This window comes from Burkholderia sp. S171, assembly GCF_009766085.1.
GTDB lineage: Bacteria > Pseudomonadota > Gammaproteobacteria > Burkholderiales > Burkholderiaceae > Caballeronia.
This window is the reverse complement of sequence record NZ_LMUF01000013.1, coordinates 30,723-45,125: the sequence shown is the minus strand read 5'-3', so window position 1 is coordinate 45,125 and position 14,403 is coordinate 30,723. Positions and strand designations below refer to the sequence as shown.

The following is a 14,403-nucleotide window of genomic DNA, read 5'->3' as shown; positions in this document are numbered from 1 at the left end:
TGAGATAATCCCGACGGGAAGGCCCTTTAAAACATCGCTTCCAGGCCTTTACGGTCGACCAGATCAAGCAGCTTCAACGACGGCCCATTCGGGCGCTTCTGGCCCTGTTCCCATTTCTGCACTGTCGATGCGCTGGTGTTCAGGCACGCCGCGAACACCGCCTGACTCGCCTTGCTGCGCTGGCGCAGTCGCTTGATCTGCGCTGCGCTGTAATCCTTGATCGGCGGCAAGCACAGCGCATCGAACTCTCGCAGCGTCACCGTGTCCATCGTTCCAGCCTCGTGTAACCCTTGCGCCGTTTCGTGCAACGCCTTCAACAGTTTGTCACTCATCGCGCTCTACCTCATGTAATTCGCCTGCATGCAGCGCCTGAGCCAGCGTGCGCGCGTCATAGCCCAACAACTGCGACCGAGCAGCTTCAACGCCACCAGTCCCTTGTCGCTCACATTGGCCCGCTCGTTCTTGGCAAACCCGAACACGAAGAAGGCCCGCTCACCCACCCGAAACGCCAGCAGCGTGCGTAGTCCACTGCGCTTGCCCCGTCCGCCGATACCGACGCGCTTCTTGAACACGTGGCCGCCCAAATTTGCATCAATCAGACCCCGGCTCATTTCCTCGACAGCAGCTAGCTGCGCCGCATCGGCCACTCCCTCCTTATCGGCCCAGCGCGCAAACCATTTGGTCTTGAAAACCCGCATACCCCACCTTTTTCTTCTTCATGAAGTATAGCACTCAGTGCTATATATGCATTTCGTCATTTAAGCCGGACCGGACCGCTCGCATAGCTGATTTCTGCTATTGCTCGTTGGGACGCAACACGACCGCGGCCAGCGTTGCCGCATAGAGTTCCAGATATCCAGAATGAGCCGTCCGTCGTGATGCTCGGCCTGCCCCCTTTGCTTGATTTGACCGCTGCTCTATAAGGTATCGATTCGTGCATGACCGCGAAACTAGCCAATCGGCTAACGCAACACAGCCCACCACAGACGGCCAATCGGGTTTCAGCAGCGGCGCTCGCTTGATGTTCGCTTCCTGCTCTAAGCCACCACCCAGCAAAACCCCTCCCTAGCGCCAGCGCCCCGCGCAAGCGTAAGCTATGAAATCCAATGCCCATCGCCGTCCGCGCGAAACCTTTTGGGAGATTTCATCGCATGACATCTGCTGTCCCGTCCTCCAGCGCCCTTCCGACCACCGGCGCACGCCTGGTCGTCGATGCACTCCTCACGCACGGCGTTGAACGCGTCTTCTGCGTTCCTGGCGAAAGCTTCCTCGCCATCCTGGATTCTCTCCACGATGAAACCAGCCGCATCCAGACCATCGTGTGCCGCCACGAAGCTGCAGCGGCAAACATGGCGGAAGCGGTAGGCAAACTGACCGGCCGCCCCGGTGTGGCATTGGTTACGCGTGGCCCGGGTGCCACGCATGCATCGATCGGCGTCCACACGGCATTCCAGGATTCCACACCGATGATCCTGCTGATCGGCCAATGCGCACGCGAACACATGGACCGCGAGGCCTTCCAGGAAATCGACTATCGACGCATGTTCGGACAGATGGCGAAGTGGGTCGCGCAAATCGACGATCCGCGCCGTATCCCCGAATATCTGAGCCATGCATTCCATATCGCGACCTCCGGCCGGCCAGGTCCGGTCGTGCTCGCGTTGCCCGAAGACGTGCTGAGCGACGCATGCGAAGCCGTGCCGGGCGCACCGCGATATCAGCGTGTGGCAGCGTCACCCGCGCCCGCGCAGATCGCGCGTTTGAACGAGATGCTCGCGGCATCGAAGAAACCTTTTGTCATTGCTGGCGGCAGCGGATGGACGCCCGAAGCCACGGCCGATTTCGCGCGTTTCGTTGAAGCTTGGCAATTGCCGGTCGGTTGTGCCTTCCGGTTCCAGGACACGCTGGACAACAACCACCCGAACTATGCCGGCGATGTCGGCCTCGGGATCAATCCCGCCCTCGCCGCGCGCATCCGCGAAGCCGATTTGCTCCTGGTCCTCGGCCCCCGGATGGGCGAATCGACGACCGGCGGCTACACGTTGCTCGACATACCCAAGACGAAACAAACGCTGATCCACGTGCATCAAGGCGCGGAAGAACTGGGGCGCGTGTATTCGGCGGATCTGCCGATTGTTTCAGGTATGCCAGAGATGGTGTCGGCGCTGGTGGCGCTCAAGCCGCCCGCAGTCATCCCGTGGAGCGGCGCTATTGAAACGGCACATGACGCGTATCTCGCGTGGCGCAAGCCGCGGCCCATGCTCGGCGATGTCCAGCTCGGCGAGATCATGGAGCAACTCAGCGAGCATCTTCCCGCCGATGCCATCGTGACGAACGGCGCGGGAAATTATGCGACGTGGTTGCATCGGCACTATGCGTATCGGTATTTCAGGTCGCAGGTTGCGCCGACAAGTGGCGCAATGGGTTATGGCGTTCCCGCAGCCATCGCGGCGAAATCGTTGTATCCGGACCGGGTAGTGGTGGCGTTTGCGGGCGACGGATGTTTCCTGATGTCGAGCCAGGAGTTGGCCACGGCGATGCAGTACAAGCTCGCGGTGATATTCGTGGTGGTGAACAACCAGCAATACGGCACGATCCGCATGCATCAGGAACGCCACTATCCGAACCGCGTGCATGGCACGGTGCTGACGAACCCCGACTTCCCGGCCTATGCGCGCTCATTTGGCGCGCATGGAGAACTTGTGGAATCAACCGCGCAATTCATGCCCGCATTCGAGCGCGCGATGAAAACGGGATTGCCGTCAGTAATAGAAATCAGGATTCCGCAAGATGCGAGCACCCCGGCGGCAACCTTGGATCAAGTGAGGGAGCAGGGCGAGAAGTTGCGGCAGAAGTGAACAAGCGGGTCTCACAAAGACCCGCGCAAAAGAGCCAGATCAAGGCTCAGCCAAAAGCGAACAAAATCCAGGAGACGCAAGACCATGGCATCGCAAGCATTTCTGCAAGCAAGAGACTTTCTGCTACGTCATCGCGACGACTACGCCACCGCGTACAAAGACTTCGCGTGGCCCGAACTGACGGAGTTCAACTGGGCACTCGACTGGTTCGATGAATACGCGCGCAGCAACCTTGCGCCAGCGCTGTGGGTGGTCGAGGAAAACGGGGACGAGACGAAGCTCTCGTTTGCGGAGTTATCGGCGAGATCGAATCAGTTGGCAAACTGGCTAAGGCAGCAAGGCGTCCAGCGAGGCGACCGGATCTTGCTGATGCTGCCGAACCAGCCGGCGCTTTGGGAAACCATGCTCGCCGCGATGAAACTCGGCGCCGTCACCATTCCCGCGACCATGTTGCTGACCCCGGCGGACATCGCGGACCGCATGACGCGCGGTGAAGTGAAGCATGTGATCGTGGCATCGAGTGAAACCGCGAAGTTCGATTCCATCGATAAAACCAAAACGCGCATCGCCGTCGCTATCCCGCAGAACGCTGCGTTGCCCGAAGGCTGGCTGAACTTCGCCGATGCCTTCAACGAAAGTCCCTCGTTCGAGCCCGAAGGCAGAACGCTCGCGACCGATCCGCTGCTTCTGTACTTCACGAGCGGCACGACGAGTCGCCCGAAGCTCGTGCTGCACAGCCATCAGAGTTATCCGGTGGGACATTTATCGACCATGTACTGGATCGGCCTGAAACCCGGCGATGTCCATCTGAACATCAGCTCGCCCGGCTGGGCAAAACACGCCTGGAGTTGTGTCTTCGCTCCGTGGAACGCGGGCGCGACCGTGTTCATCCACAACACGTCGCGCTTCAGCGCGAAGGCCACGCTGGACGCGCTCGTCAAGCATCCGATCACCACGCTGTGCGCGCCGCCGACCGTCTGGCGCATGATGATCCAAGAGGATTTATCGGCGTATGAGGTGCACTTGCGCGAGGTTGTGGGTGCCGGTGAACCGTTGAATCCGGAGATTATCGAGCGCGTGAAAAAGGCCTGGAACCTCACGTTACGCGATGGTTTCGGCCAGACCGAAACCACGGCGCAGATCGCGAATTCGCCAAGCCAGCCGATGAAGCCTGGCTCGATGGGCAGGCCATTGCCAGGCTACCGCATCACGCTGCTCGATCACGACGACAACGCCGCCCAGGAAGGCGAACTCGCGCTGATCCTCGACCCCAAGCCGCTGGGTTTGATGGACGGCTACGTGGACGATCCATCGAAGACGCAGGACGCGATGCGCGGCGGCCATTATCGAACGGGCGATGTGGCGTCCATCGACGACGATGGCTATTTCACCTACGTAGGCCGCTCCGACGATGTCTTCAAGGCGGCAGATTATCGGATCAGTCCGTTTGAGCTGGAGAGCGTGCTGATCGAGCATCCGGCGGTGGGCGAAGCGGCGGTAGTGCCGAGTCCGGACCCGTTGCGTTTATCGGTACCGAAAGCGTTCGTCGCGTTGCGCAACGGACATGAACCGACGAAGGAAACCGCCGGCGAAATCCTGAAGTTCGCCGCGCAGAAACTGGCCGCGTACAAGCGTATTCGACGCATCGAATTTTATGAATTGCCGAAAACCATCTCGGGGAAAATTCGCCGCGTAGAACTAAGGAAAACAGAAGAGGAGCGAAGCAGCGATACACGCCGGGAGAATGAATACTGGGAAGAGGATTTCGGCGTTTAGGCGTTAAAAAACCCCGCAGCGCGAACGCATGCGGGGTTTTTCACAGCACGATAAAACCTTACTTCCCACCCACGCTTTGCAGCGTCGTCCACTTGCCGTCGACGACCTTATACAGCGTGATCCCGCCGTTCTTCAAATCGCCCTTCGAGTCATACGCGAGCTGCTTCGACGTCACGCCTGCCATATCAGTCTTGGCGAGCATCGGCAGATACTTCGCCGGATCGGTCGAGTTCGCGCTCTTCATTGCAGCGAACATGGCCATTGCGCCGTCGTACGCGTACGGCGAGTACGTTTGCACGTCTTCGTTAAACCGTGCCTTGTACTTCGCGACATAAGCCGCGCCACCCGGCATTTCATCGAGCGGCAGACCAGCCAGCGATGCCACCGTGCCGTCAGCCGCAGTGCCGGCGATCTTCAGGAACGTGTCGGTCTTGACCATTTCGCCCGCCATCAACGGCGCGCGCAGGCCCAGCGTCTTCATTTGCTTGACCATCGGACCCGCTTGCGAATCGGCGCCGCCGTAGTACACGAGGTCCGGATTCAACGACTTGATCTTGGTCAGGATGGCCTTGAAGTCGACAGCCTTGTCGTTCGCGTATTCACGATCCACGATCGTCGCGCCCGATGCCTTCGCGGCCTTCTCGAACTGGTCGGCGAGACCCTGGCCATAAGCCGTGCGGTCATCGACAATCGCAATCTTCTTCATCTTCAACGTCTTCACTGCGAAGTCGCCGGCCACCGATCCTTGCTGCGTATCGGAGGTCATCATGCGGAACGCGGTCTTGTAACCCTGCGTCGTGTATTCCGGTGCGGTCGCCATCGCGATTTCGGGAATGCCAGCGTTCGCGTAGATGCGCGAAGCGGGGATCGTCGTGCCCGAGTTGAAGTGGCCGAGCATGCCCTTGACGTTGTCGTCGACCAGCTTTTGAGCGACGGTCGTGCCCGTGCGCGGGTCAGCCTGGTCATCAGCGGAATCGAGCACGATGCGAATCGGCTTGCCGCCGATCACGGGCTTGGTCGCGTTGAAATCTTCAACCGCGAGCACCACGCCGTTCTGGAAATCCTTGCCATAGTGCGCTTGCGCGCCGGTCATCGGGCCGGCGAATCCTACCTTCACGTCTTCAGCGGTTTGAGCCTGAGCTGTTGCAGCAACCGACAGACCTGTGACCAACATCGCGGCTGCCAGCTTCTTCATCGTGTAATCCATAACTCTCCTGATTCCCTGGTAGATGGCAGCGTGTGCCGGGATCGCCGTGCCTGCTGCCGTTTGTTTGAGCCAACCCGCTGCGCTGAATACAGCTCAGCCAATCGTCATCAAATTCGCATTGCCGCCCGCGGCCGCCGTGTTCACGCTCACCGAGCGTTCCGTCAGCAACCGTTCGAGCGCGTATTCCTGCTCGCCATCGTGGGCGTCCTCGGCGAAGGCTCCCGCCGGCACACCCTGCACCGAAACGATCGGTCCCGGGCGTTTCGCGACGTCCTTCACCAACGCCATCAATTCGTCGCTGTCGCCTTCGAACAAAACTGCATCGAAGGACGCGTCCTGGTTCTTGCGCGTCGACGCATACGGCGCGATCTTCGCCGGCAACGCGGCGACGAGTTGCTCACCCGCGGCGCCGGAGAATAGCGCCTTGTTGCCCGTGGCGAGCACGGCGGCGAGTTGCGCACGCGCGCCGCTTGCCGTCGATGCCACGCACAGCACCGTGCCGCGTGCGCCGAGCGTGTACGTGTTGCGCTCGCCGGTCGGGCCTGCCAGCACGGCGGTCGCGCCGGCCATCACGTGTTGCAGATGGCCTTCGCAACGTGCCGCCGTTTGCGGATCGCGCTCGGCAATCGCCCAGTCACGCAACGCGGTCAGCGCAGCCGGCGTTGCATTCGCGGCTGTTTGATCCACGATCAGCGCGCTTTCCAGCGATTTCGGCAAGCCCGTCGGACGCTTGGCGAGAAGCCGCTGCAAGTACAGCGCACCGCCCGCTTTCGGCCCCGTGCCCGACAAACCTTCGCCGCCGAACGGCTGCACGCCGACCACCGCGCCAATCACGTTCCGGTTCACGTAGATGTTGCCCACGTGCGCCCGGCTGACCACGTGCGCGATGGTTTCATCGATACGCGTATGGATCCCCAACGTCAGCCCGTAACCCGTCGCTTTAATTTGGTCGAGCAGTTTATCAAGATGTGCCCGGCGATACCGCACTACGTGAAGTACCGGACCGAAGACCTCGCGCTTCAACTCGTCGATGGAATCAAGTTCGATCAGCGTCGGCGGGACGAACGTGCCTTGTGCGCAGCCCTCGGGCATGGGCAACTGCACGACGTTGCGGCCCTTCTCGCGCATGGATGCAATGTGCGCGTCGATGCTCTGCTTCGCTTCGGCATCGATCACGGGACCGACATCGGTGGAAAGGCGATCGGGATTGCCCATCGCGAGTTGCCGCATCGCGCCGGTGAGCATTTCGAGCGTGCGATCCGCGACGTCGTCCTGCAGGCACAACACGCGCAGCGCGGAACACCGTTGACCGGCGGAATCGAAGGACGATTGCAACACGTCCGCGACCACTTGCTCGGCCAGCGCTGACGAATCGACGATCATCGAATTCTGCCCGCCCGTCTCCGCAATCAGCGGAATCGGCCGGCCATCCGGATCGAGCCGTTCGGACAACGTCTTGTTGATCAGGCGCGCAACTTCCGTCGAGCCCGTGAACATCACGGCGCGCGTGCGCGGATCGGCGACCAGCGCAGCACCCACGGTTTCACCATTGCCCGGCAGCAGTTGCACCGCGCCCGGCGGCACGCCGGCTTCGCGCAGGATGCGCACGGCTTGCGCGGCGATCAGCGGCGTCTGTTCAGCCGGCTTCGCGAGCACCGTATTGCCGGCAGCGAGCGCGGCGGCGACTTGTCCCATGAAAATCGCGAGCGGGAAGTTCCACGGGCTGATGCAGACCACGGGGCCGAGCGGACGGTGGGTATCGTTGGAAAACTCGCTGCGGATCTGCGCCGAGTAATAACGCAGGAAGTCGATAGCCTCACGAATCTCCGACACCGCATTCGCCAGCGATTTACCCGCCTCACGCACGACGAGACCCATCAGCGTATGCATCTGCGCTTCGAGCAGGTCGGCTGCGCGGGCGAGGCAATCGGCGCGTTCATCTACCGGTGTCGATTGCCAGATCGGTGCGGCGGCGACGGCGTTACTGAGCGCGAGTGCCAATTGTTCCGACGTTGCCTCAACCACCGTTCCTACGAGGTCACGCAAATCGGCGGGGTTGCGGACATCGCGAGCAACGCCCTCTATCACGTCGCTGGATTCGAGCATGGGCGCCGCGCGCCATGGATGATTCGCGCTTGCGAGCAACGCCGACGACAATGACGCCAGCCGATGCTCATTCGACAGATCGAAGCCCATCGAATTGAGGCGCTCGTTGCCGTACAACTGGCGCGGCAGCGCAATCTTGGCATGTGGCAGACCGAGCGGCGAGAGCTTGGACGCTTCGTCGATAGGGTCCTCCACGAGATCGCTGACCGGAATCGTTTTATCGGCGATACGGTTCACAAACGACGTATTCGCGCCGTTCTCAAGCAAGCGGCGCACGAGATACGCGAGCAACGTTTCGTGCGTGCCAACAGGCGCGTACACGCGACACGGCCGATTGAGCTTGTCGCGTCCGGTGACTTCTTCGTACAGCGGTTCGCCCATGCCGTGCAGGCATTGGAACTCGTACTGACCGGGGTAATAATTCCCCCCGGCGAGGTGATAGATCGCCGACAACGTGAACGCGTTGTGCGTGGCGAATTGCGGATAGACGGCATCGGGCGCGCTGAGCAATTTCTTCGCGCAGGCTACGTAAGAGATGTCCGTGTAGATCTTGCGCGTGTAGACCGGATAGCCTTCGAGGCCATCGACTTGCGCGCGCTTGATTTCCGAATCCCAGTACGCGCCCTTAACCAGCCGAACCATGATTCTGTGGCGGCTGCGACGCGCCAGATCGATCAAATAATCGATCACAAATGGGCAACGCTTTTGATACGCCTGCACCACGAAGCCGATGCCGTTCCAGCCGGCCAGTTCCGGATCGAAGCACAGCGCTTCGAGCAGATCGAGCGAAATTTCCAGCCGGTCGGCTTCTTCCGCATCGATGTTCAAGCCGATGTCATACCGCCGCGCGAGCAACGCCAGCGCTTTCACGCGCGGCAGCAACTCGGTCATCGTGCGTTCCTGCTGCGAGCGCGAGTAACGCGGATGCAGCGCGGACAGCTTGATCGAAATGCCCGGGCCTTCATAAATGCCGCGCGATCCGGCAGCCTTGCCGATCGCGTGAATCGCCTGTTCATACGATGCGTAGTAGCGAACCGCGTCTTCTTCGGTCGTCGCGGCTTCGCCGAGCATGTCGTAGGAGTAACGGAAACCGCGCGCTTCGAATTTACGGCTATTCGCCAGCGCTTCTGAAATCGTCTCGCCCGTGACGAATTGCTCGCCCATCAGGCGCATGGCCATATCGACGCCCTTGCGGATTAGCGGCTCACCGCCACGGCCGATCAACCGCGTCAACGCCGACGACAACCCCGCTTCGCTATTCGTCGTCACCAGCTTGCCGGTGATCATCAGGCCCCACGTCGCCGCGTTCACGAACAGCGACGGCGCCTGGCCCATATGCGAGCGCCAGTCGCCCTTGCTGACCTTGTCGCGGATCAGCGCATCACGCGTGGCGCGATCGGGGATGCGCAGCAAGGCTTCCGCGAGACACATCAGCGCAACGCCTTCCTGGCTCGACAGCGAAAACTCGTGGATCAGGCCTTCGACGCCGCCGCCCGTCTGCTTTTTGCGCAGCGCTTCGACCAGCTTCGTCGCCATTGCATTCGTATCAGCGGCGACATTGGCAGGCAGCCGGGCCTGTCCGATCAAAAACGGCACGCATTCCGGCTCGGGGCGTCGATACGCGGCCGTAATCGCGGCGCGCAATACAGATTGCGGTTGCACGTTTTGGGCGAAATCGAGGAAAGGATGCGGCGCGCCGTCTTCTTCCGAGTCGGCGTGCAAGGACGGTTCAAGCGAGTCGGCTGAGCCAATTGCACCGGACAGTTCGGGTGGCAACTGTCCATGTTCGATGCGTTCGAGATAGGCGAAGATGGCTTGCTTGATGAGCCAGTGCGGCGTGCGCTCTAGCCGCGTAGCAGCGTCTCTGAGGCGGGTGCGCAGCAGATCGTCGACTTTGACGCCCAGGGTGGTGCTCGCCATATATCCTTCCTTGCCGGAATCGGGACCGGCGATAGCTTGAAAAGTGGCCGAATCGTAACCCGCTCTTAAAAAAGGTGCAACCAACATTTCGAGATGGGTTGCACCTTTGTTAAATCGGTCAAAACTCCTTTCCGAACAAGGGATTACAGGTCAATGCGGATGGCGGTTTGGTCTGGGCGTGCTTCAGAATTTCTTGTCTGATAATTATTCTTGAGGCACCCCTAAGTAATTGCTCCCTGGTGCCGATAAGAACTGGTACGGCCATGTCAGCGATGAAACTTTGCGGCCGTCTTAAATTTTAGCCGCGCGGTTTCGGGGAGAACAGGATATGAGCACTTGGATGATTCTTTGTAGTATTTGGGCGATGTGCACGCTGTGTGTGGTGTTGTTCATCCGCGGCGCGCATCCGCACGTCGAACGCCCTGAGGGCGGCACTCGCGACGATGGTGGCGACATGACGGTCGGCGGCCTGACGGTTGCACGCGTGCACGGTGCGGACCGCGGCAATAGCTGAATGCGGAAGCGCCGGGTAATAAGCAATGGGCGGCTAAGCGCCGCTCACCGGCGCGAGGGAAACTAGATATCGAGCGGATCGACCTCGACATTCCATCGGATCACGCCTTTTACCTTGAGACTGCGTAACGCCGGCTGCCAGGCCCGCAACGCATTCTGCAAAACAGCCCGCGACGCGCATTCCAGCAACAACTGCGCGCGGTGCACGTTAAACACCTTCACGATAGTCAGCGGCACCGCGTCGTATACGGTCACGCGTTCGGCGCCAGCCAGCGCGGCGAACTCTGCGGCCGCAGCCCCCAAAAAGTCCAGCGCGGTCTCGAGCGTGCGGCCTTCGGCGCGAAGCATCGCCTGATAGACGAAGGGCGGCAGATGCGCGTCGCGGCGCTCGGCCAGCGTGGAATTGGCAAACCCAACGTAGTCGTGCCGAGCCAGCGCGTGATAAAGCGCGTGCCGTGCGTAGCGCGTCTGGATCATCACTTCGCCCGGCAAGCCTGCGCGCCCCGCCCGACCGCTTACTTGCATCAACTGGGCGAAAAGCCGCTCGCTTGCACGGAAATCGTGGGAGAAGAGCGCGGTATCGGCGTTGAGCACGCCGACCAGCGTCACGCGCTGAAAGTCGTGCCCCTTTGCGATCATCTGCGTGCCGACGAGGATATCGACCTCGCCCGCGTGGACATCGGAGAAAAGGGCTTGTGCGCTGCCCTTGCGCCGCGTGCTGTCGGCATCGATGCGTAACACCCTCGCCTCCGGAACCGCCGTCGCGAGCGTTTCTTCCACGCGCTGCGTGCCGCGCCCCATCGGCGCGATATCCACATTTCCGCAGTCCGGGCAGGATTTGGGAATGCGCGATTCCCAGCCGCAATGGTGGCAACGCAACGCGCGTTCGGGTTTGTGAAGCACGACGTAGGCGCTGCATCGCGGGCAACCGGCGACCCAGCCGCAGGCGTCGCACGAAAGGATAGGGGCGTAACCGCGCCGGTTGAGAAACACGAGGCTTTGCTCGCCGCGTTCCAGGCGCATTTTCATCGCGGCGATCAGTGGTCCCGATAACCCCTCCACCGACGCCCGCCCGCGCTGCCGTTCCTCTTCCAGGTCAATCAGTCGGACGCTCGGCAGAACCGCGGTTGCCACAGCACGACGCGTGAGCGTGAGTTTGGTGTATCGGCCCTGCTCGGCCTGCCACCAACTTTCCAGCGATGGCGTCGCCGACCCCAGCACGACCGGAATCTCCAACTTGTTCGCCCGATAAACCGCGAGATCCCGCGCCGAATAGCGCAGGCCTTCCTGCTGCTTGTAGGCGGGATCGTGTTCCTCATCGACCACAATCAGCGAAAGCTCCGGCAGCGACGCCAGGATCGCCAGCCGCGTCCCGAGCACGAGCCGAGCGCGACCTGTGTGCGCCGCGAGCCAGTTGCGGGCGCGTTCGCCTTCGGCCAGCCCACTATGCATCGTCACGATGGCGCCCTCCGGCAGCGCGGCGAAACGCGTGCGGAAAGCGGCTTCGAATTGCGGCGTGAGATTGATTTCCGGGACGAGCACGAGCGCTTGCGCGTCGGGGCGCGAACCGAGCAGATGGGCCAATGCGTGGAGATAAACCTCGGTTTTACCGCTGCCGGTCACGCCGTGCAGCAGGAACGCGGCGAAACCCTTAGCGCCGGTAATCGCATCGACGGCATCGGACTGCTCGGCGGTCAATTGCGGCAAAAGCGCATCGGCGGCGTGCAGCGCGGCTTTTTCAACTGCGGGCGCGAGCGCTGTGTCCTGCTCCGGCGCATCGCCGGTTTCCAGCGCGACCCAGCCGCGCGTCTGCCATTCATCGAGCGTCGCACGCGCTTTCGGATGCAGCGCGCGAGCCTCGGCGGCCGGTAACGTGGGATTGGCGGCGAGGGCATCGGCGAGACGGCGCAGCGCGGTGGCGCGAGCCGGCAACGCATCGGGCAAACTGGCGCGCCCTTCCGGCGTCAGCCGATACCGCTCCTCCGGCGCAAGCAATTTGGCCCATCGCGAGGCGTCGCGCAGAACCTGCGGCAGCGCGGGCAGCGCCACCTCGCCCAGACCGCGCTGGTAATACTCAGCCGCAAACAGCGTCAGCGCGCGCCATTCGTCGGCAAGCGGCGCGAGCGTGCTGCAAATCGCGGCCACATCGCGCAGCTTGTCCGTCGGCACATCGGTGTGATCCGTAACCTCGCAAATCAAGCCAACTGCGTCGCGACGCCCGAAGGGAATTCGTACCAGCATGCCGGGCAACGGCATGGGGGCCAGATCATATCGATAGTCGAAAAGCGTCGGGAGCGGATGGTCCAGCGCGACGCGGACAAAGACGCTCAATTGCCGCACCCGCCGCAAGCCACGCAGGAGCAACCGTTCCACCTGAACATGCGGCTGCGCGGGGCGTAGTTAAAGTGAAACATCACAATCGACGCTAAGCTGTGGATTAATTTTGAGATTTCGAAGCTTTCCACAGGCCTGTGGATAACTTTGTTGAGAACTTTGATTGACAGGGACAAAAAGTGGCGATCTCGCTCGCTGTGTGCGGTAGCCCACATTTCGGGTTGCTCTCAAATTTCTCTTATTAATCATGTATTTGAAGACACAAAACAGGCCTTCATGATGGCACTTAGGTCTGATTTGAAGATGGCGCGCCGCAACGTACAAAATGTGCATAAGTCAACTCTTGACATTGGCGGAACGGCCAATCTACGGGCATTTCGCGGCACTTTTGTCTTGCCGCCCAAACGTTTGACGTAAGCTTTTCGTGACGCAACGCAGCAATCTTTTTTGACCAAACGTCAGTTCTTTGCCCGAATGGCGCGACTGTGCCGATGGACTTCATCCACGAGTTCCGCCACGTTTTCCGGATGCGTGAACTGCGAAATACCGTGGCCGAGATTGAAGACGTGACCGGGAAAATTGCCGAAGCTGTCGAGCACGGCGCGCGCTTCGGTGCGAATCACGGCCGGCGACGCGAATAGCACCGCGGGATCGATGTTTCCCTGGAGCGCGACCCGATCGCCCACTTTTTCGCGCGCCTGGCCCAGGTTCACGGTCCAGTCGAGACCGACCGCATCCACGCCAATTGCCGCGATCTGTTCCAGCCACAAACCGCCGCCCTTCGTGAACGTGATGACCGGCACCTTGACACCGTCGTGTTCGCGCTTCAATCCTGCAACCACCTTCGCGATGTAGTCGAGCGAGAAGCGTTGATAAGCGCCGTCGGCGAGTGCACCGCCCCAGGTATCGAAGATCATCACGGCTTGCGCGCCCGCTTCGATCTGCGCGTTCAAATAAGCGACGACTGCTTGCGCGTTGATATCGAGGATGCGATGCATCAGGTCCGGCCGCGTGTAAGCCATTGCCTTGACCGTATGGTGATCGGGCGATCCGCCGCCTTCGACCATGTAGCAGGCGAGTGTCCACGGGCTACCCGAAAAACCGATCAGCGGCACTTTCTGGCGGCCTTGCGCGTCGGTTAATGCACGGCGGATTTGCGATACCGCGTCGGTCACGTAGCGCAGCGTGGCGTCGATGTCCGGCACGTGCAGTTTGGCGACATCCTCTTCCGTGCGAACCGTGCGCTCGAATCGCGGGCCTTCGCCCTGGACGAAATTCAGGCCGAGGCCCATTGCGTCGGGAATGGTCAGGATGTCCGAGAACAGGATGGCGGCGTCGAGCGGGAAGCGCTCCAGCGGCTGAAGCGTAACTTCCGTCGCGTAGTCGGGATTGGTTGCGAGCCCGAGGAAGCTCCCGGCGCGCGAACGCGTGGCGTTGTACTCGGGCAGATAACGGCCCGCCTGACGCATCAGCCAGATTGGCGTGTAGTCGGTGGGCTGGCGCTGCAGCGCGCGCAGGAAAGTGTCGTTCAGGAGTGTGGAAGGCACGTGATTTGGAGCGTTAGGCAAAGGGGCATTCTACCGGACAGGGGTTTTCGTTCGTACTCAAGGGTTAGGGTTTTTGGGGTAGGTGCGAACGACGACCCCCTTCGATATCATCGGCGGCTAAAACAATCTTTCCAGGAGTGTC

General features: G+C 61.2%; 9 protein-coding genes. 3 read left to right on the top strand and 6 right to left on the bottom strand.

Annotated features, from left to right (window positions below; translation table 11 throughout):
• Positions 1–26: 26 nt before the first annotated feature.
• Complete coding sequence (locus GSQ93_RS08710) at positions 27–332, bottom strand: DNA-binding transcriptional regulator (RefSeq protein WP_158935269.1); 306 nt, start codon at positions 330–332, stop codon at positions 27–29.
• A gap of 6 nt (positions 333–338) precedes the next feature.
• A complete protein-coding gene (locus tag GSQ93_RS08705) occupies positions 339–698 on the bottom strand; it encodes a type II toxin-antitoxin system RelE/ParE family toxin (RefSeq protein WP_216857590.1) in 360 nt (119 codons plus the stop codon).
• A 453-nt stretch (positions 699–1,151) separates the two neighbouring features.
• Between GSQ93_RS08705 and GSQ93_RS08700 the strand changes: the two genes are divergently transcribed.
• Positions 1,152–2,858: a thiamine pyrophosphate-binding protein gene (locus GSQ93_RS08700; RefSeq protein ID WP_158935268.1), complete on the top strand. Its 1,707-nt coding sequence runs from the start codon at positions 1,152–1,154 to the stop codon at positions 2,856–2,858.
• Between the two features lie 84 nt (positions 2,859–2,942).
• Positions 2,943–4,634: an AMP-binding protein gene (locus GSQ93_RS08695; protein WP_158935267.1), complete on the top strand. Its 1,692-nt coding sequence runs from the start codon at positions 2,943–2,945 to the stop codon at positions 4,632–4,634.
• 58 nt (positions 4,635–4,692) lie between these two features.
• Here the strand turns inward: GSQ93_RS08695 and GSQ93_RS08690 are convergent, their stop codons facing one another.
• Both GSQ93_RS08690 and putA read right to left on the bottom strand, forming a co-directional pair.
• On the bottom strand, positions 4,693–5,841 hold the full coding sequence (locus GSQ93_RS08690) for a branched-chain amino acid ABC transporter substrate-binding protein (protein ID WP_158935266.1): 1,149 nt from the start codon (positions 5,839–5,841) through the stop codon (positions 4,693–4,695).
• Positions 5,842–5,934: 93 nt separating this feature from the next.
• Positions 5,935–9,867, bottom strand: coding sequence for a trifunctional transcriptional regulator/proline dehydrogenase/L-glutamate gamma-semialdehyde dehydrogenase (gene putA, locus GSQ93_RS08685; protein WP_158935265.1), 3,933 nt, complete (start codon positions 9,865–9,867; stop codon positions 5,935–5,937).
• 328 nt (positions 9,868–10,195) lie between these two features.
• Here putA and GSQ93_RS08680 point away from each other — a divergent pair, with 328 nt between their 5' ends.
• Positions 10,196–10,381: a hypothetical protein gene (locus GSQ93_RS08680; RefSeq protein ID WP_158935264.1), complete on the top strand. Its 186-nt coding sequence runs from the start codon at positions 10,196–10,198 to the stop codon at positions 10,379–10,381.
• Positions 10,382–10,443: 62 nt separating this feature from the next.
• Here the strand turns inward: GSQ93_RS08680 and GSQ93_RS08675 are convergent, their stop codons facing one another.
• Both GSQ93_RS08675 and hemE read right to left on the bottom strand, forming a co-directional pair.
• The gene (locus GSQ93_RS08675) at positions 10,444–12,753 is read right to left on the bottom strand and encodes a primosomal protein N' (RefSeq protein WP_254073811.1); all 2,310 of its coding nucleotides are present in this window, start codon (positions 12,751–12,753) and stop codon (positions 10,444–10,446) included.
• A gap of 419 nt (positions 12,754–13,172) precedes the next feature.
• Entirely contained in the window at positions 13,173–14,261 is a 1,089-nt protein-coding gene (hemE, locus tag GSQ93_RS08670) for a uroporphyrinogen decarboxylase (protein WP_158935263.1), read from the bottom strand.
• Between the last annotated feature and the right edge of the window lie 142 nt (positions 14,262–14,403).

Coding starts and splice junctions, on each gene's coding strand:
- GSQ93_RS08710 (WP_158935269.1), bottom strand. CDS start 332: ATGAGTGACAAACTGTTGAAGGCGTTGCACGAAACGGCGCAAGGGTTA.
- GSQ93_RS08705 (WP_216857590.1), bottom strand. CDS start 698: ATGCGGGTTTTCAAGACCAAATGGTTTGCGCGCTGGGCCGATAAGGAG.
- GSQ93_RS08700 (WP_158935268.1), top strand. CDS start 1,152: ATGACATCTGCTGTCCCGTCCTCCAGCGCCCTTCCGACCACCGGCGCA.
- GSQ93_RS08695 (WP_158935267.1), top strand. CDS start 2,943: ATGGCATCGCAAGCATTTCTGCAAGCAAGAGACTTTCTGCTACGTCAT.
- GSQ93_RS08690 (WP_158935266.1), bottom strand. CDS start 5,841: ATGGATTACACGATGAAGAAGCTGGCAGCCGCGATGTTGGTCACAGGT.
- putA (WP_158935265.1), bottom strand. CDS start 9,867: ATGGCGAGCACCACCCTGGGCGTCAAAGTCGACGATCTGCTGCGCACC.
- GSQ93_RS08680 (WP_158935264.1), top strand. CDS start 10,196: ATGAGCACTTGGATGATTCTTTGTAGTATTTGGGCGATGTGCACGCTG.